At 75.5% G+C, this 16911-nt stretch carries 17 protein-coding genes; 14 read left to right on the forward strand and 3 right to left on the reverse strand.

Annotated features, from left to right (window positions below; translation table 11 throughout):
* A partial coding sequence (locus PKY62_RS08190; RefSeq protein WP_324536219.1) for a citrate synthase occupies positions 1–1187 on the forward strand: 1187 nt, incomplete at its 5' end.
* A 30-nt stretch (positions 1188–1217) separates the two neighbouring features.
* On the opposite strand, the gene PKY62_RS08195 is transcribed toward PKY62_RS08190, so the two are convergent.
* Together PKY62_RS08195 and dapD are read right to left on the reverse strand one after the other, a co-directional pair.
* Positions 1218–2114: a hypothetical protein gene (locus tag PKY62_RS08195; protein ID WP_324536220.1), complete on the reverse strand. Its 897-nt coding sequence runs from the start codon at positions 2112–2114 to the stop codon at positions 1218–1220.
* A gap of 1 nt (position 2115) precedes the next feature.
* Positions 2116–3048 carry a 2,3,4,5-tetrahydropyridine-2,6-dicarboxylate N-succinyltransferase gene (dapD, locus tag PKY62_RS08200; RefSeq protein ID WP_324536221.1) on the reverse strand — a complete coding sequence of 311 codons (933 nt, stop codon included), beginning with the start codon at positions 3046–3048 and terminating at the stop codon, positions 2116–2118.
* Positions 3049–3133: 85 nt separating this feature from the next.
* Here dapD and dapE point away from each other — a divergent pair, with 85 nt between their 5' ends.
* From dapE to PKY62_RS08230, 6 genes are all read left to right on the forward strand, one after another.
* Complete coding sequence (dapE, locus tag PKY62_RS08205) at positions 3134–4216, forward strand: succinyl-diaminopimelate desuccinylase (protein WP_324536222.1); 1083 nt, start codon at positions 3134–3136, stop codon at positions 4214–4216.
* A gap of 10 nt (positions 4217–4226) precedes the next feature.
* On the forward strand, positions 4227–5072 hold the full coding sequence (locus tag PKY62_RS08210; protein ID WP_324536223.1) for an LOG family protein: 846 nt from the start codon (positions 4227–4229) through the stop codon (positions 5070–5072).
* Positions 5069–6034, forward strand: a complete 966-nt coding sequence (gene folP, locus PKY62_RS08215; protein ID WP_324536224.1) for a dihydropteroate synthase — start codon at positions 5069–5071, stop codon at positions 6032–6034. The genes PKY62_RS08210 and folP overlap by 4 nt, the downstream gene beginning before the upstream one ends.
* Positions 6035–6075: 41 nt before the next feature.
* Complete coding sequence (locus tag PKY62_RS08220; protein ID WP_324536225.1) at positions 6076–7224, forward strand: putative hexosyltransferase; 1149 nt, start codon at positions 6076–6078, stop codon at positions 7222–7224.
* Positions 7225–7383: 159 nt separating this feature from the next.
* Positions 7384–7551: a DUF3117 domain-containing protein gene (locus PKY62_RS08225; RefSeq protein ID WP_249382805.1), complete on the forward strand. Its 168-nt coding sequence runs from the start codon at positions 7384–7386 to the stop codon at positions 7549–7551.
* Between the two features lie 3 nt (positions 7552–7554).
* Positions 7555–9162: a leucyl aminopeptidase family protein gene (locus PKY62_RS08230; protein WP_324536226.1), complete on the forward strand. Its 1608-nt coding sequence runs from the start codon at positions 7555–7557 to the stop codon at positions 9160–9162.
* Positions 9163–9185: 23 nt separating this feature from the next.
* On the opposite strand, the gene PKY62_RS08235 is transcribed toward PKY62_RS08230, so the two are convergent.
* On the reverse strand, positions 9186–9818 hold the full coding sequence (locus PKY62_RS08235) for an O-methyltransferase (protein WP_324536233.1): 633 nt from the start codon (positions 9816–9818) through the stop codon (positions 9186–9188).
* Between the two features lie 323 nt (positions 9819–10141).
* On the opposite strand from PKY62_RS08235, the gene sigE reads away from it, so the two are divergent.
* From sigE to PKY62_RS08270, 7 genes are all read left to right on the forward strand, one after another.
* Positions 10142–10774: an RNA polymerase sigma factor SigE gene (gene sigE / locus PKY62_RS08240; RefSeq protein WP_324536234.1), complete on the forward strand. Its 633-nt coding sequence runs from the start codon at positions 10142–10144 to the stop codon at positions 10772–10774.
* Positions 10771–11883, forward strand: coding sequence for a zf-HC2 domain-containing protein (locus PKY62_RS08245; protein WP_324536227.1), 1113 nt, complete (start codon positions 10771–10773; stop codon positions 11881–11883). Before sigE ends, PKY62_RS08245 begins: the two co-directional genes overlap by 4 nt.
* Positions 11880–13328: a S1C family serine protease gene (locus PKY62_RS08250; RefSeq protein ID WP_324536228.1), complete on the forward strand. Its 1449-nt coding sequence runs from the start codon at positions 11880–11882 to the stop codon at positions 13326–13328. The genes PKY62_RS08245 and PKY62_RS08250 overlap by 4 nt, the downstream gene beginning before the upstream one ends.
* A gap of 19 nt (positions 13329–13347) precedes the next feature.
* A complete protein-coding gene (locus PKY62_RS08255; protein ID WP_324536229.1) occupies positions 13348–13797 on the forward strand; it encodes a twin-arginine translocase TatA/TatE family subunit in 450 nt (149 codons plus the stop codon).
* A gap of 34 nt (positions 13798–13831) precedes the next feature.
* Entirely contained in the window at positions 13832–14875 is a 1044-nt protein-coding gene (gene trpS, locus PKY62_RS08260; protein ID WP_502875818.1) for a tryptophan--tRNA ligase, read from the forward strand.
* Positions 14872–15414: a 2'-5' RNA ligase family protein gene (locus PKY62_RS08265; RefSeq protein WP_324536231.1), complete on the forward strand. Its 543-nt coding sequence runs from the start codon at positions 14872–14874 to the stop codon at positions 15412–15414. The genes trpS and PKY62_RS08265 overlap by 4 nt, the downstream gene beginning before the upstream one ends.
* An 805-nt stretch (positions 15415–16219) precedes the next feature.
* Positions 16220–16729: a DUF559 domain-containing protein gene (locus tag PKY62_RS08270; protein ID WP_324536232.1), complete on the forward strand. Its 510-nt coding sequence runs from the start codon at positions 16220–16222 to the stop codon at positions 16727–16729.
* Positions 16730–16911: the final 182 nt, after the last annotated feature.

The raw sequence follows: 16911 nt of genomic DNA on the forward strand, positions 1-16911 counted from the left end.
TGGCCAAGACCGGCAAGGTCACCGTGGACCCGGGGTTCATGAACACCGCGTCGTGCGAGTCGGCCATCACCTACATCGACGGCGACAAGGGCGTGCTGCTCTACCGCGGCTACCCCATCGACCAGCTCGCCGAGAAGTCGTCCTTCCTCGAGGTCGCGTACCTGCTCACGCACGGCGACCTGCCGCGGCCCGCGCAGCTGGACCAGTGGGTCGAGCGCGTCGAGCGGCACACCCACCTGCACGACAACTTCAAGGCCCTCATCGGCGCGTTCCCGACCAACGCCCACCCCATGGCGGTGCTGTCCAGCGCCGTCTCGGCGCTGCCCGGGTACTACCCCGAGAGCGTCGACCCGTTCGACCCGGCGACCGTCGAGCTCGCCACGGTGCTGCTGCTCGCCAAGGCGCCCACCATCGCCGCCTACGCGCACCGCCGCGCCGCGGGCCAGAACATGATCGGGCCGGACAAGGGGCGCGGCTACGTCGCGGACTTCCTGCGGATGTCCTTCCAGCCGACCAACCGGACGTTCGACGTCGACCCGGTGATGGCCAAGGCGCTCGACGTCCTGCTGCTGCTGCACGCGGACCACGAGCAGAACTGCTCCACCTCGACGGTGCGGATCGTCGGCTCGAGCCACGCGAACCTCTACGCCTCGGTCTCGGCCGGCATCAACGCGCTGTCCGGACCGCTGCACGGCGGCGCCAACGAGGCCGTGCTCCAGATGCTCACCGAGATCCAGGCCTCGGGCGGCGACGCCACGGCGTTCATGACGAAGGTCAAGAACAAGGAGGCCGGGATCCGGCTCATGGGGTTCGGCCACCGGGTCTACAAGAACTACGACCCGCGCGCGACCATCGTCAAGAAGCAGGCCGACCAGGTGCTCTCGGCGCTGGGCAAGCGCGACGAGATGCTCGACATCGCGATGCGCCTCGAGGAGATCGCGCTGCACGACGACTACTTCATCGAGCGCAAGCTCTACCCCAACGTCGACTTCTACACCGGCCTCATCTACCAGGCCATGGGCTTCCCGACCCGCATGTTCACCCCGCTGTTCGCGGTGGGTCGGATGCCCGGCTGGATCGCCCAGTGGCGCGAGATGATGGTCGACCCGGCGACCAAGATCGGCCGTCCACGGCAGATCTACACGGGGCCGACGACGCGCGACTACGTGCCCGCGGCCCAGCGCTGAGCCCGGGGCGCCCGGCCCCACGCGCGACGATCAGCCGGCCAGGACGATCCGCACCTGCCCGACGACGGCGTCGGCTGCGGCCGACGCGTCGGCCGGCTGCCATGCGCCGTCGTCGCGCACCCAGGTGCGACCGGCGTGGCTGACCTCGACCACCTGCAGAGGCGAGGCGACGCTCACCGCCCAGTGCGCCACGACCCAGCCCATCCGGTCCAGGTCCGAGCCGTCGGCCGACATCGGGGAGGCGTCCACGAGCACGGCGCCGTCGTCCGTGATCGTCGTGGGCAGGGCGCCGAGGTCACGGACCAGGCGCGCCTGGACCGCAGCGGCGTCGCCGGCGCCGTCGGGTCCCGGCAACGTGCAGGTCACCGCTGCCGCGTCGTAGCCGTACATCGCCGACGCCCACGCCCGCGCCCGCGCCTCGTGCTGCGCGTAGGCCTCGGGGAAGCCCGAGCGCTGGACGGCCTGGGCTGCCTCCGTGATCGGCAGGTCCGCGAAGCCGTCCACCCGCACCAGGGCGTCGAAGAACGCGTTGGTCGAGAACACCGGGTCCATGATCTGCTCGACGGTGCCCCAGCCCTGTGACGGACGCTGCTGGAAGATGCCGACGGAGTCCCGGTCGCCGTGGTCGATGTTGCGCAGCTTGGACTCCTGCAGGCCCGTGGCCAGCGCGATCGTCGTCGCGCGCGCCGGCAGGCCGCGCTGCAGGCTGATCCCGGCGAGCAGGGCGGCCGTGTCGGCCTGGTCCGGCTCCAGGTACCAGTCGGTCCCCTCGAGGGACGCGGCGCAGCGCGCCAGGAGCGGGACGCGGTCGGCGGCGCCCAGCCACGCTGACACCGCCCAGCCGCCGGCGGCGACCACGACGAGGAAGCCGAGCATCAGGGTGACGGCGCGCAGGGCGCGGCGGCGCCGGCGGGCGGGGTGCGCCACGTCAGTTCGCGTGCAGCGCGGGGTTGAGCACGATCCCGTGCCCCTCGCGGGCGAGCACCTCGACCGCCCCGCTGACCGAGTTGCGGCGGAACAGCAGGCCGTCCTGCCCGGCGAGCTCGCGGGCCGCCACGACGGGCCGGCCCGGCTCCCCGACGACCGTCACCTTGGTGCCGGCCGTGACGTACAGGCCGGCCTCGACCACGCAGTCGTCGCCGAGCGGGATGCCCAGGCCGGCGTTGGCGCCGAGCAGCGAGCGCCGGCCCACCGAGATGACCTGGCGGCCCCCGCCCGACAGCGTGCCCATGATGGACGCGCCACCGCCGATGTCGCTGCCGTCGCCCACGACCACCCCGGCGGAGATCCGGCCCTCGACCATCGAGACGCCGAGCGTCCCGGCGTTGAAGTTGACGAAGCCCTCGTGCATGACCGTCGTGCCCGGGGCCAGGTGCGCGCCGAGGCGCACGCGGTCCGCGTCGGCGATCCGCACGCCCGAGGGCAGCACGTAGTCGACCATCCGGGGGAACTTGTCGACGCCGTGCACCGTGGGCGCACGGCCCGTCGCGAGCCGCAGCCGCAGCCGGGTGGCCTCGAAGTCCTCGACGGCGCACGGCCCGGCATCGGTCCACACGACCGTCGGCAGCACGCCGAAGATCCCGTCGAGGTCCAGGCCGTGCGGTGCGACGAGGCGGTGCGACAGCAGGTGCAGGCGCAGGTACGCGTCGGCCGTGTCCGACGGCGGCGCGTCGAGGTCGATCCGGGTGGTGACGACCTCGGTCCGCACCCCGCGCGCGTCGTCCGGACCCGCCAGGGCGGCCAGGGCCTGCGGGACGGGGGCGTCCGGGACGCCGAGCGCCGGTGCCGGGTACCAGACGTCGAGCACGGTCCCGGCTGCGCTCACGGTGGCCACGCCGTGGCCCCACGCGGTACGAGTCATGCGCGCAGCGTAACGAGCGCGCGGGCCCCGTCCCTGCGGCGTCCGGCCACCGGCCCACGGGCGGGCGGGTCGGTAGGGTCGGCCCGTGAGCCTCGACCTGCACGGTGACCTGGTGGACCTGACCCGGGCGGTGTGCGACATCCCGTCCGTCAGCGGCGACGAGCGCGCGCTCGCCGATGCGGTGGAGGTCGCCCTGCGTGCGTGCCCGCACCTGGAGGTGCTGCGGGACGGCGACGCCGTCGTCGCGCGGACCCACCTCGGCAGGGCCGAGCGCGTGGTCGTCGCCGGGCACCTGGACACCGTGCCCCTCGCCGGCAACCTGCCCAGCGAGCTGCGGGACGGGCCGGACGGGCCGGAGGTCTGGGGCCGTGGCACCGTCGACATGAAGGCCGGCGTCGCCGTGCAGCTGGCGCTCGCGGCCAGGCTGTCCGAGCCGACGCGCGACGTCACCTGGGTGTTCTACGACCAGGAGGAGGTCGCCAGCGAGCGCAACGGCCTGGGCCGGCTCGTGGCGCACCACCCCGAGTGGCTCGCCGCCGACTTCGCCGTGCTCGGCGAGCCGACGGCCGCGGGGATCGAGGGTGGCTGCAACGGGACGCTGCGGGTCGAGGTGCGGGTGCCCGGGACCGCGGCGCACTCGGCGCGGTCGTGGCTCGGGGTCAACGCCGTGCACGGCGCCGCCCCGGTGCTCGCCACCCTGGCCGCCTATGCCCCGCGCAGCGTCGAGGTGGACGGGCTCACCTACCGCGAGGGCCTCAACGCGGTGGGGATCCGCGGCGGGATCGCCGGCAACGTCATCCCCGACGAGTGCGTCGTGACGGTCAACTACCGCTTCGCCCCCGCGTGGAGCGAGGCCCAGGCGCTCGAGCACGTGCGCGAGGTCTTCGCCGGCCACGAGGTGACGGTCACGGACTCCGCCCCGGGCGCCCGCCCCGGCCTCACGCACCCCGCGGCGGCCCGCTTCGCCGCCGTCGTCGGGGACCTCACCGGGCGGCCGCCGACGGCCAAGCTCGGCTGGACCGATGTGGCCCGGTTCGCAACGCTGGGTGTCCCCGCGGTGAACTTCGGCCCCGGCGACCCCAACCTCGCGCACGCGGACGACGAGCGGTGCCCCGTGGCGCACCTGGCGGCCTGCTTCGACGGGCTGCGCGCCTGGTTGACCTCCTAGAGTTCTGGCCATGAGCGACCCCACCGGCGAGCGCCCGGCCAGCAACGGCTACCACAAGGGGCCGCTGCTGCTGCGTCGCGGCCAGGTCCCCGTGACCACCACCGACCAGCGTCTGCTCGCACGCGGGGGCGGCGACGCCGACTGGGTCCACGCCGACCCCTGGCGCGTGCTGCGCATCCAGAGCGAGTTCGTCGAGGGGTTCGGCGCCCTCGCCGAGGTCGGGCCGGCGGTGAGCGTCTTCGGCTCGGCCCGCACGAAGCCGGACGCGCCCGACTACCGGCGCGGGGTCGACGTCGGCCGCGGCCTGGCCGAGGCGGGGTTCGCCGTCATCACCGGTGGGGGGCCGGGGATCATGGAGGCCGCCAACCGTGGTGCCAGCGAGGCCGGCGGGCTGTCGATCGGCCTCGGGATCGAGCTGCCCTTCGAGCAGGGCATGAACCAGTGGGTCGACCTGGGCGTGCACTTCCGCTACTTCTTCGCCCGCAAGACGATGTTCGTCAAGTACGCGCAGGGCTTCGTGGTGCTGCCCGGCGGGTTCGGCACGTTCGACGAGCTCTTCGAGTCCCTCACGCTCGTGCAGACCCACAAGGTCACCGAGTTCCCCATCGTGCTGGTCGGCACCGCCTACTGGCAGGGGCTCATCGACTGGCTGCGCGGGCCCGTGCTCGAGGCCGGCACGATCAGCGCCACCGACCTCGACCTGATCCACCTGGTCGACGACCCCGCCGAGGCCGTGCGGATCGTGTGCGAGCGCGACGCGGAGCTGCGCGCCGAGGAGGAGGCAGCGGTCGCGGAGAACGCCGCTGCCGAGCAGGCGGCGGCCCGGGCCTCGCGTCGGGACTCCTTCCGCCCGTGAGCGCGCGCGTCGGGGTGCCGCCGCGGGGGGTGCCCCTGCGCCTGCGCGGCCGCGTGCTCGCACCCGACCGCCCCGCCGTCATGGCCGTCGTCAACCGCACGCCGGACTCGTTCTTCCCCGGTGCCAGAGCCGCCGACGACGACGCCGCGCTGCTGGCCGTGCGGCGCGCCGTCGACCATGGCGCGGACCTGGTGGACATCGGCGGCGTGCGGGCCGGCCGCGGACCCGAGGTGAGCCCGGGCGAGGAGATCGACCGCGTGCTGGGCCTGGTGCGGCGGGTGCGGGGCGCGTTCCCCGACCTCGCGATCAGCGTGGACACCTGGCGGGCCGAGGTGGCGCAGGCCGTGGCCCTGGCGGGCGCCGACCTGCTCAACGACACCTGGGCCGGCCACGACCCCGAGCTCGTCACGGTCGCGGCGGAGCACGGGCTCGGCATCGTGTGCTCGCACACCGGCGGTGTCGCGCCCCGCACCGACCCGCTGCGCCCGCAGTACCCGCTGCCCGCCGGCCGTCTCGCGGCCCGGGTCGCCGGCGTGGCCCAGCCCGAGCCGCTCGATGCGCTCGACGGCGTGCTCCTCGACGTGCTGGCGACCCTGGCCGCCGGCGCCCGGCGCGCGGTCGAGGCCGGGGTGGACCCGCAGGCCGTGCTGGTGGACCCCACGCACGACTTCGGCAAGAGCACCTGGCACTCCGTCCACCTCACGCGGCGCACGGCGGAGCTCACCGGGCTGCGCCACCCCGTCCTCATGGCGCTGAGCCGCAAGGACTTCGTCGGGGAGTCGCTCGGCCTGCCCGTCGACGACCGCCTCGAGGGCACCCTCGCCGCGACCGCGATCGCGGCATGGCAGGGCGCGACGGTCTTCCGGGTCCACGACGTGCTGGCCACCCGGCGCGTCGTGGAGATGGTGGCGGTGCTCCGCGGGGACAGCCCGCCGGCCGGCGCGACCCGCGGCCTGGCGTGAGCCGTCCCGGCCGGTGGCCCTGGTGGGTCCAGGTGCTCGCGGTGCACGCCACGGCCCGCGGCCTGAGCGCCGTGGTCTTCGTCCTCGTGGCCGGGACGCAGGCGGCGAGCGGCTGGACGGACGCGTCGCCGTCCTACCCGCAGTACACGGGGCTGATGTGGGACGCGAGCTGGTACCGCGCGATCGCGGAGCACGGCTACCCGTCGACGCTGCCGCGCGGCGACGGCGGTGCCGTCCTGCAGAACTCGTGGGCGTTCTACCCCCTGTTCCCGCTGCTCACGCGGCCCCTCCTCGCGGCGGGGCTGCCGTGGGAGGTGGCGGTGCCGACGCTCGCCGTCGTGCTGTCCGGCCTCGCGATGCTCGTGGTGCACCGCGTGCTCACCCACGCCATGGCGCAGCCGGCGGCGGGCGACCTCCCGGGCCGGGTGCGCCGCGCGGTGCCCCTCACCGGGGTCGCGCTGCTGGCCACGGCCGCGTCGGCCCCCGTGCTGCAGACCGCGTACACCGAGGCGTTGGCCCTGCTGCTGCTCGCCTCGGCGCTGTGGGCCCTGCAGCGCGAGCGGTACCTGCTGGCCGCCGCGCCGGTGCTGGCCCTCGGCCTGACGAGGGCCGTCGCCCTGCCGCTCGTCGTGGCGGTCCTCGCGCACGGCGTGGCGCGGTGGCGGCGGGACGGTGCGACCCGATGGCCCGCGCTCGCGGCGCTGGCCGCGGCCACCGTCGCCTCGGGGCTGGCGTGGCCGGCGGTCGCCGGGGTCGTCACCGGGGAGCCCACCGCCTTCACGGCCACCCAGTCGGCCTGGCGCGGGCGGGCCGCGGTCGTCCCCGTGCTGCCGTGGTTCGACGTCTCCCGGTGGCTCCTGGGCGACGTGGGCCCCGTGGCCGTCGTCCTCCTCGTGGCGATCGCCGTCGGGCTGCTCGCCGCGCGGCCGGTGCGCCGCCTCGGCGCCGAGCTGTGGGGCTGGACCGCGGGCTACCTCGGCTACCTGTTCGTCGCGGTCGAACCGGGGACCTCCCTGGGCCGGTTCGCCCTGCTCGCGTTCCCGGTGGTCGGCGCGCTGGCCCAACCGGCACTGGGTTCCCGCCACCCGCGCGCGGCCGTCGGGGCACTGGTGGTGCTGGGCGTTGTCGGGCAGGTGGCGTGGATCGGGCTCGTGTGGCGCCTGGTGCCGCCGGCCGGGTGGCCGCCGTGACCCCGTCCCGCAGCCCTGGCGCAGGTCAACGGTCCAGCCGGGCGCGCGGGTGAACTAGACTGAGCACGGACAACCGTCCCCTGAGCCCCCTGTGCCGCGCGCCTGGCGCGTGTCCGCAGGGATCGGGGTCGGGACACGAACTCGCAAGGAGGAGCACCCGTGGCAGCGATGAAGCCGAGGACCGGCGATGGGCCGCTCGAGGTCACCAAGGAGGGTCGCGGCATCGTCATGCGCGTCCCGCTGGAGGGTGGCGGCCGCCTGGTCGTCGAGCTCAACGCCACCGAGGCCGGCGAGCTCGGCGAGGCACTGACCTCCGTCGTCAGCTGAGCCGTGCCGGGTCCGGTCCGGCGCCGCCCGGTCGCGCGGCCTGACGCCGAGGTCGCCCCCCCAGCGCTGCCCGACGTCGTCGTGGCCAAGGGCGATGTCGCGACGTCGCCGCTGCTCACCGACGGGGTCGACGCGCTCGTCCTGCCCGTCGCGCCGCCCGCAGACGGTGAGCCGGAGGTCCAGCCTCGCACCGGGACCGCGGACGCCGCCGCTCGCTACGGCGTGGACCTGGCGGACCTCGCCGAGCGGCTGCACGTCACCGGTGCGGCCGGGGACGCCCAGACCGTCGAGCTGCCGCGACCGTCGGGTGCCGGCCGGGCCCTGCCGTGGGTGGGGCTGCCGCAGAGGATCGTGCTGGTCGGTGTCGGCGCGGGGACCCCGGCCGACCTGCGCCGCGCCGGCGCGGCGATCGCCAGGGCGACGCGCGGGCTGACCCGCGTGGCGACCACGGTCGCGGCCGACGGCGCGTCGGACGGCGTCCGGGCACTCGTCGAGGGCTACCTTCTCGGCGCCTACCGTCACCCGTCGCGGGCTACGGGGACGCCGCCCCCCGGGCCGGCCGGCTCGCTCGTGCTGCTCGGCCGCTACAGCCAGGCCGCGGTCGCGGCCGCGCGCACCGCGGCGACCGCGACGTGGACGGCTCGCGCCCTGACGGTCACCCCGTCGCAGACCAAGAACCCGGCCTGGCTCGCCGACCAGGCGGCACGGCTCGCCCGGCAGGCCGGGCTGGGCGTCGAGGTGCTCGGCGAGGCGGAGCTCGCCGCCCGGGGCTTCGGCGGCCTGCTGGCCGTCGGCGGCGGCTCGGCGAGCGGCCCGCGACTCGTCGTGGTCCGGTACGAGCCGCCGGCACCCGCCGGCCGGACGCGCGCCGCGGCACCGCGGCACGTCGTCCTCGTGGGCAAGGGCATCACGTACGACACGGGTGGGCTGTCGATCAAGCCGCGCGAGTCGATGGTCGCGATGAAGACCGACATGGCGGGCGCCGCCGTCGCGCTGGCGACCGTCATCGGTGCCGCGCAGTCCGGGGTGCGGCACCGGGTCACCGCCTTGCTGCCCCTCGCGGAGAACGCGGTCGGGGCCGGGTCCTACCGCCCCGGGGACGTGCTGCGGCTCTACGGCGGCACCACGGTCGAGGTGACGAACACCGATGCCGAGGGGCGCCTCGTGCTCGCGGACGCCCTGGCCCACGCCGACCTCGACCTCGACCCGGACGTCATCGTCGACGTCGCGACGCTGACGGGCGCCGCCACCCTGGCGCTGGGGCGCACCCACGCCGCGCTGCTCACCCCGGACGACCGCCTCGCGGCCGCGCTCGAGGACGCCGGCCAGGACGTCGGGGAGCTGCTCTGGCGGCTGCCGCTCGTACCGGAGTACCGCAGCGCGCTCGACTCGACCGTCGCCGACGTGCACCACGTCGCCGCGGACGGGTTCACGGGCGCGGGGGCGATCACGGCCGCGCTCTTCCTGCAGCGGTTCGTCGGCCGACGAAGCTGGGCGCACCTGGACATCGCCGGCCCGGCCCGCGCGGCGAAGGCGGCGCACGAGGTCCCGGAGGGTGCGACCGGGTTCGGCGCCCGGCTGCTGCTGCGCTGGCTCAGCCAGCTCGCGTAGGCGTGTGGCGGATCACTGCCGGCTCAGCGCCGTGACGCGAGCAGCAGGCCGTCGCCGGTGGGCACGAGGGCTGCCACGACGCGGTCGTCGTCCCGCAGCGACCGGGCGACCTCGCGCAGCGCGGTGGTGACCTCGTCGCGCCGGGCCGGGTCCGGCACCTTGTCCTCGCCGAGCGCATGGGCCAGGACGAGCAGGCCGCCGGGGCGCAGGAGGCGGAGGGCCTGCTCGACGTAGGCGGCGAGCTCGAGCGGGTCCGCGTCGGCCAGCACCATGTCGTAGGCGGCGTCGGTCAGGCGCGGCAGCACCTCGAGCGCGCGGCCCGTGATGGTCCGCGCGCGATGCGGTCGGATGCCCTCCTCGGCGAACGCGGCCTTGGCCGCGCGCTGGTGCTCCGCCTCGGTGTCGATGGTCGTCAGGACGCCGTCCGCGGCCATGCCGCGCAGCAGCCAGAGGCCGGAGACCCCGGCCCCCGTGCCGATCTCGACGACGGCCGCAGCCCTGGCCGCGGCCGCGAGGGTCTGCAGCAGGGCACCGGCGCCGGGGGACACGGCGCCGCAACCCAGCTCCTCGGCGCGATCGGTGGCGCGCAGCAGGACGTCGTCGAGCGGGTGGAAGTCCTCGCAGTGGGCCCAGCTCGCGGACTTGTCGGTGGAGATGGCGGCCTCCCGGGGCGCGTGGCGGTGCCCCGATGCTATCGCCCGGTGCCGCTCACCCGCGGGAGCCGTTCCGGGCACCCCCTCACCGTCGGGAGCCGGGCCAGGAGATCGTCCGGGAACACGCGGCAGCGCCCGGGCGTTGCACGGGTGCCACCGCCCTCCGGTCGGTGGCAGGGTCGTGGTCGTGCCACGGCTCACGGACCGCGGCGGACGACGACGGGGAGGCTCAGGTGCGGACGGCGATCGCACACGCCCCGGCGCTCCCGGCCGTCCCGGTGATCCCGGTCGGCGCAGCCACCCGGGCGGGGAGCGGTGCCGCGGACCTGCCGGTCGAGCCCGCGTGGGTGCCCCCGGCGTGGGAGCAGATCGTCACCGAGCACTCGGCGCGCGTGTACCGGCTCGCGTACCGGCTGACGGGCAACCAGCACGACGCCGAGGACCTCACCCAGGAGACGTTCGTCCGGGTGTTCCGCTCGCTGTCCACGTACACGCCGGGCACCTTCGAGGGCTGGCTGCACCGGATCACCACCAACCTGTTCCTCGACCAGGCGCGCCGCCGCACGCGCATCCGCATGGACCCGCTCGGGGACGATGCCGAGACGGTGCCCGGCGCCGCCGGGCTGGGCACCCCCGAGCGCGGTTTCGAGCACGCGAACCTCGACCACGACGTGCAGCGGGCGCTCGACGCGCTCTCGCCCGAGTTCCGTGCTGCCGTCGTGCTGTGCGACATCGAGGGGCTCTCGTACGAGGAGATCGCCGTGACCCTCGGGATCAAGCTGGGCACGGTCCGCTCACGGATCCATCGCGGCCGCGCCCTGCTGCGGGCCAGCCTCGCCCACCGCGCGCCGCACGACGCGCCGCTCGACGCTCCCTACGTCGCGCCCCACGTCGCACAGCGGGACGCGGGCGCCCGCCACGGGTCGCGTGCCGCCGTCGGCGCCGGGGGACCGGGGTGACCCACCTCGGCACCCAGGTCAGCGCGCTCGCCGACGGCCAGCTGGGACCGGCAGCGGCCGAGCGCGCGCTCGCCCACGTCGCGGCGTGCGCGGAGTGCGCTGCGGAGCTCGACGCGGCCAGGGCCGCCCGCCGCGCGATCGCGGCGGCCTTCGAGGTGCGGCCGACGGCGGACCTCACCGCGCGTCTCCTCGCGCTCGGCGCCGGCGCGCCAGCACCCGCCCCGGCCGACGACGACCGCCGCAGCCTGCCGTCGGTGGGCTCCGTCCCCCTGCCCGGGACGTCCCAGCGGCTGCCGTCCGGGTGCCTGCGCGGGGACCTGCCCCGCCGGCGCCCCGTCCCGTGGCGCTCCCTCGCCGCGGCGGGCGCCGGGCTCGGTCTGGCCGTCGTCGGGCTCTACGGGCTCGGCGCGCAGGCGACCGTGACGGCGCAGCGCCACCCCGCGCACGTGCTCACGGTGCTCGGTCGGGCTGGGGCGGCCGTGGCGGCGCAGGGCGCGGCGGCCGGTCAGCAGGCCGACGAGGCCGCGGCAGGCCCGCGAGCGACCCTCCTGGTCGGGGAGGGGGCGGCGACGGGGCCGTTCGCATCCGTCCTCACCGTGACCGCAGCTGGTGCCAGTGCCGCCGTCGTCGGCGATGCGGCGACCGGTGCGCAGGACCATGACGGCGGCGCCCCGGCCGGGGCGCGGGACCCTGCCGACGCCGTGGCCGCGTGGCTCGAGGAGCACCCCTGGGCCGCGCCCGTGGTGGTGCCCGACGGGTACGCCGTCGCGGCGGTCCGGGAGGACCCGGACGGGTACGACGGCCTGGAGGTCGACCTCGTCGGGCCGTCCGGGCTCATCGTGCTCACCCAGACGCACGGCTGCCTGGACCGCGCTCCGCTGCCCGAGCCGGTCCTCGTCGCGGAGCGCGCGGTGCACGTGCTGTCGAGCGCCCCGTGGCACGCCGTGTGGCAGTCGGGGGACGCGGTGGTCAGCGTCGCGGCAGAGGTGTCCTCGTGGGCCGCGCAGGACGTCGTGGGGTCCTATCCTGCTCAGGCGTACGACGACGGCGTCCCGGCCCGCATCGCGCGGGGCTGGCAGGTCCTGGCAGGAGTGTGGAGCGGCTCGTGAGCACGGAACCCGAGGGTGGCGGTCCCCTGAGCTTCGCCCCGCCCTTCGCACCGCCGCACCAGCCACCCGTCGCCCAGCCGGTGCCCGTGGCGCCGGGCGTGCCCGTGGCGCAGGCGGTGCCTGTCGTGCAGGCGGTCGGGGTGTCGCCGGTCGTCCCGGTGGCACCGCCGCAGGCCCTTCCCGCGTCCGACGCGTCGGGCGCCCCGCCGGCTCCCGACGTCCCTGTCGCCCCGACCCCTCCCGACGCGACGGTGCTCCCGCCCGGAGGCGACGCACCGCAGGCGGCGGCCGCGACCGACTGGCTGGCGAACTCCTGGGGCCAGCCGGTCGCGCCGCAGCGCACCCGGACCCGGCGGCGCGGCCCTGGAGCGCTGCTCACCACCCTCCTGCTCGTGCTCGCCCTCGTCTCGGGCGCCGTCGGCGGGGTGCTGGGCACGCGGCTGCTCGACGCGCGCCGCCCGGCCGATGCCGACCTGCCCGCCTCGTCCGGCCGCGACCCCGAGCTCGGCGAGCTCACGGGGGTGGCGGCGATCGCGGCGGACGTCCTGCCCAGCGTGGTCTCCATCGAGGTGCGCGGCAGCGCGGGCGAGGGCACCGGCTCGGGCTTCGTGCTGCGCGAGGACGGGTACATCCTCACCAACAACCACGTCGCGGCCGCCGACGTCGGCGCGGACGCGCGGATCGTCGTCGTGCTCGCCGACGGCTCCGAGGAGCCGGCCGAGGTGGTCGGCAAGACCTCGGACTACGACCTCGCCGTCCTCAAGATCGACCGGACCGGGTTGGTGCCCCTGGTGCTCGGGGACTCCGACGCGGTCGTCGTGGGAGACCCCGTCGTGGCCATCGGCGCACCGCTCGGCCTGCAGGGGACCGTGACGACCGGGATCGTCAGCGCGCTCAACCGGCCCGTGTCGGCGGGCAGCGCGACCCAGACAGCCTTCATCAACGCCATCCAGACCGATGCCGCGATCAACCCGGGGAACTCGGGCGGCCCGCTCGTCGACGCCGCGGGCGAGGTCATCGGGATCAACTCGGCGATCGCCCAGCCGCCGGGCCTGACCCAGAGCACCGGCAGCATCGGGCTGGGCTTCGCCATCCCGTCCAACCAGGCCCGGCGCACCGCGGAGCAGCTCATCGAGACCGGCACCGCGACGTACCCCGTCATCGGTGTGCTGCTCGACCCGACGTACACCGGCGAGGGCGTCCAGGTCACCACGGAGGCGCAGGACGGCCAGCAGCCCGTCACGCCGGGCGGGCCCGCGGACCTGGCCGGGATCGAGCCGGGCGACATCATCCTGGCGATCGACGGCCGCCCCGTCACGGACGCGGACGAGCTCATCGTCGCGATCCGCGCCCGCGCACCCGGCGACGCCGTCACCCTCGTGGTCCGCAGCGGCCAGGACGAGCGCGAGGTCCGCGTCGTCCTGGACGAGCTGGCCAGCGACTGACCGCGGATAGTCTGGCGCCGTGTTCGGGATCAACGGGGCCGAGTTCGCCGTCCTCGCGCTCATCGCCCTGATCGTCGTGGGCCCCGAACGGCTGCCCGCGTACGCCGAGCAGCTGGGCCGCTGGGTGCGGTCCCTGCGGGGCTTCCTCAGCACGGCCAAGGAGCGGGTCGCCGACGAGCTCGGCGAGGAGGCCACGGAGGTCGACTGGGCATCCCTCGACCCCCGGCGCTACGACCCCCGCAGGATCGTGCGCGAGGCGCTGCTCGACGAGCCCGTCGCGGCCCGCCCAGGGCCCATCACGCCCGGGGCGCGGCGGTACACGACCGCGCGGGCGGCGGGGGCGGCGGGCGCTGGGGGCGCAGGGGGTCTGGCCGGTGCGGCGGGTGCCGCGCACGGCGTCGGCCCGGGGGGTCCCGAGGCGCCGTCGGGCGAGGACCTCCCCGCGCCGTTCGACGACGAGGCGACCTGACGCCGGTTCGAGCCGGCCCGCCGGACCTGCCAGAATGCTCGTCATGCCGACGACGTCCCAGCCCCGACGCCCGCGCATCTTCTCCGGGATGCAGCCGACCTCGGACTCCCTGCACCTGGGGAACTACCTGGGCGCGTTGACGAGCTGGGTGGCCCTGCAGGACGACTTCGAGGCGATCTACTGCGTCGTGGACCTGCACGCCCTCACGGTGGCGCCGGACCCGAAGGCGCTGCGCGAGCGGACACGCCGGACGGCGGCGCAGTACCTCGCCGCGGGCGTCGACCCGGCGCGGTCGGTGCTCTTCGCCCAGAGCCACCTGCCGGAGCACACCGAGCTCGCCTGGGTGCTCTCGTGCCACCTGGGGTTCGGCGAGGCGTCGCGCATGACGCAGTTCAAGGACAAGTCCGCCAAGCTCGGTGCCGAGGGCACGAACGTCGGGCTCTTCACCTACCCCGTGCTCATGGCCGCGGACATCCTGCTCTACGACACGGCCCTCGTGCCCGTCGGCGAGGACCAGCGCCAGCACCTGGAGATCACGCGGGACCTCGCGCAGCGGATGAACGCGCGGTTCGGCCGGACGTTCGTGGTGCCCGAGGTGCACATCGTCAGGGCCACCGCGAAGATCTTCGACCTGCAGGAGCCGACGTCGAAGATGAGCAAGTCGGCGTCCTCGCCCCACGGCCTCATCGAGCTGCTGGACGACCCGAAGGTCGTCGCCAAGCGCATCCGGTCCGCGGTGACCGACGCCGAGCGGGAGATCCGCTTCGACCCGGCAGCCAAGCCGGGCATCTCGAACCTCCTGACGATCCACTCGGCGCTGTCCGGGCGTGCGATCCCTGACCTTGTCGCGGACTACGAGGGCAAGGGGTACGGCGACCTCAAGAAGGACCTCGCGGACGTCGTCGTCGACTTCCTCACGCCGTACCAGGCGAGGGTGCACGAGTACCTCGACAGCCCGGACCTCCTCGACGACGTCCTCGCCGAGGGCGCCGAGCGCGCGCGGGCGATCGCCGGGCCGACGCTGGCGCGGGTCTACGACCGGATCGGGCTGCTGCCCCCGCGGAGGGCACGGGCGTGAGGCTCCCCGACCGGGTGGGCGACCAGGTGCGGATCGGCGTCGCGCTGTCCGTGCCCGAGCCGTACGGGACGGTGCTGCAGACGGCACGGCAGCACGCCGGCGACCCGTTCGCCGAGTCCATCCCGCCGCACGTCACCCTCCTGGGTCCGACGGTGCTCGAGCCCGACCACGTCGACCACGTGGTCACCCACCTGACGGCGGTGGCCGCCGGCCACCGCCCCTTCACCCTGCACCTGCGCGGCACGGGCACGTTCCGGCCCGTGTCGTCCGTGGTGTTCGTCCAGGTGGTCGAGGGGATCGCCGAGTGCGAGATGCTCGAGCGCGACATCCGCACCGGCCCGCTCGCCCAGCCTCTGCGCTTCAACTACCACCCGCACGTCACGGTGGCGCACGACGTGCCAGAGGACTCCCTCGACTGGGCCTTCGACACGCTCGCCGGCTTCGAGGCCCGCTTCCTCGTCCCGAGCCTGCAGATCTTCGAGCACGGCGACGACGGCGTGTGGCGGGTGGCCCGGGACGTCCCCTTCTCCGCGGCCTGAGGGTCGGTCGCGGAGGGCCCCGTGAGGGCCCCGTGAGGGCCCCGTGACGCGGAGGCTTCCCCGCCTGGTGCGGAGCGTTCCGAGCTCGTGCGGAGGGTTCCGGCCGCATGTGGAGCGTTCCGGACCTCGTGCGGAGTGTTCCGGCCGCATGTGGAGCGTCGAGGTGCGACTCGCCGGTGTGTCGCGACCGGAACGCTCCACGCGCGGGTGTGGCCACGCTCCACCGCGACGACCTCGAGGAGTCGTCCACAGGTCCCCTGGCCCGCGCGAGCATCCACCGGCCTGAGGGGCCGCCCGACGACGCGCTGCGGCGCTGGTCGAGGCTCTCCAGGTGAACGACGTCGCACCGCTCCCAGGCTCCCTGCTCACGCGGGATGCGCCGGCGCACGGGGTCGGGCGCGCCGTGCTTCGGACGGGCGAGTTCGAGCGGGTCCGCAGAGGAGTCTGGGTCCCCGGTGGCCTCGACCTCAGCGACGCCGACGTCCGGATCTCCGCCGTCGCCGCGCAGCTGCCGCCGCACGCTGCCATCGGTGGCTGGTCCGCCGCGCGGTTGCACGAGCGGGCGGTCGTCGTGGACGACCTCGAGGTCTTCGACGGGGGCAGACGGTGGGAGGAGGGACCCTCGGTGGCGCCTGGCGGTGTGGCGCGAGTCGTCGTCTGCTCGGCTCGGGACAGCAGGATGGTGCTTCGCCCGGACGTCCGGGTCTTTCGCAGCCCGGCGGTCGACCGCGAGCGCACGCTGCTCGCAGGAGTCGCGGTGACGAGCGGCCCGCGGACGGCCTTCGACCTCGCGCGGTTGCTGCCGATGCACCGGGCGGTCGTCGCCCTCGACCGGCTGCTGCACCTCGGCGTCGTGGATCCCGCCGAGCTCGCCGACCTCCTGGTGATCCATCGGCGCGGGGTCGGCCTCCCTGCCGCGCGGCGCGCGATGACGCTGGCCGACGGCGGCGCCGAGTCGCCCCAGGAGAGCCTCATGCGGTTGGCCTGGGTCGGCGCCGGGCTTCCGCGGCCCTCGTGCAACCCGGTGGTGCGGGACCCCGGGGGGCGCTTCGTCGCACGCGTCGACCTGATCGACGGTACTGCCGGTGTTGTCGGCGAGTACGACGGCGCCGTTCACGCCGATGCCGAACGACGGAGCCGGGACACGCGCCGCCAGGAGGAGCTCGAAGCACTGGGACTGTTGGTCGTGCGGGCGACGGCCGCCGACCTCACATCCGATGGCCACGGCATCCGACTGGCGGCGCGGCTCAGGTCTGCCTACCAGCGCGCAGCGCGGCGCCCGCCGGAACGGCGCAGGTGGGTGGTCGCCGCGTGACGCGCGGACTGGTGCATCACCGCGCCGCCCCGAACCCGCACCCGACGCCTCTGCTCGCCGCGTGAACGAGCGCGGAGCGTCGTGGCGCGACACGCCGGCGTGTCAAAGCCGGGTCGCTCCGCTTCAGGGCGGAGCCCTCCGCGCTGGGGTGGGAACGCTCCGCAGGGGGGCGGAGCCCTCCG

Origin of the sequence: Actinotalea sp. (genome assembly GCF_035443605.1) — a bacterium.
Lineage (GTDB): Bacteria > Actinomycetota > Actinomycetes > Actinomycetales > Cellulomonadaceae > Actinotalea.

Bases quoted from the DNA above. Each gene is read 5' to 3' on its own strand.
- PKY62_RS08270 (WP_324536232.1), top strand. From the start codon at position 16,220: ATGCACCGGGCGGTCGTCGCCCTCGACCGGCTGCTGCACCTCGGCGTC.
- PKY62_RS08210 (WP_324536223.1), top strand. From the start codon at position 4,227: ATGAGCGACCCCACCGGCGAGCGCCCGGCCAGCAACGGCTACCACAAG.
- trpS (WP_502875818.1), top strand. From the start codon at position 13,832: ATGCTCGTCATGCCGACGACGTCCCAGCCCCGACGCCCGCGCATCTTC.
- dapD (WP_324536221.1), bottom strand. From the start codon at position 3,048: ATGACTCGTACCGCGTGGGGCCACGGCGTGGCCACCGTGAGCGCAGCC.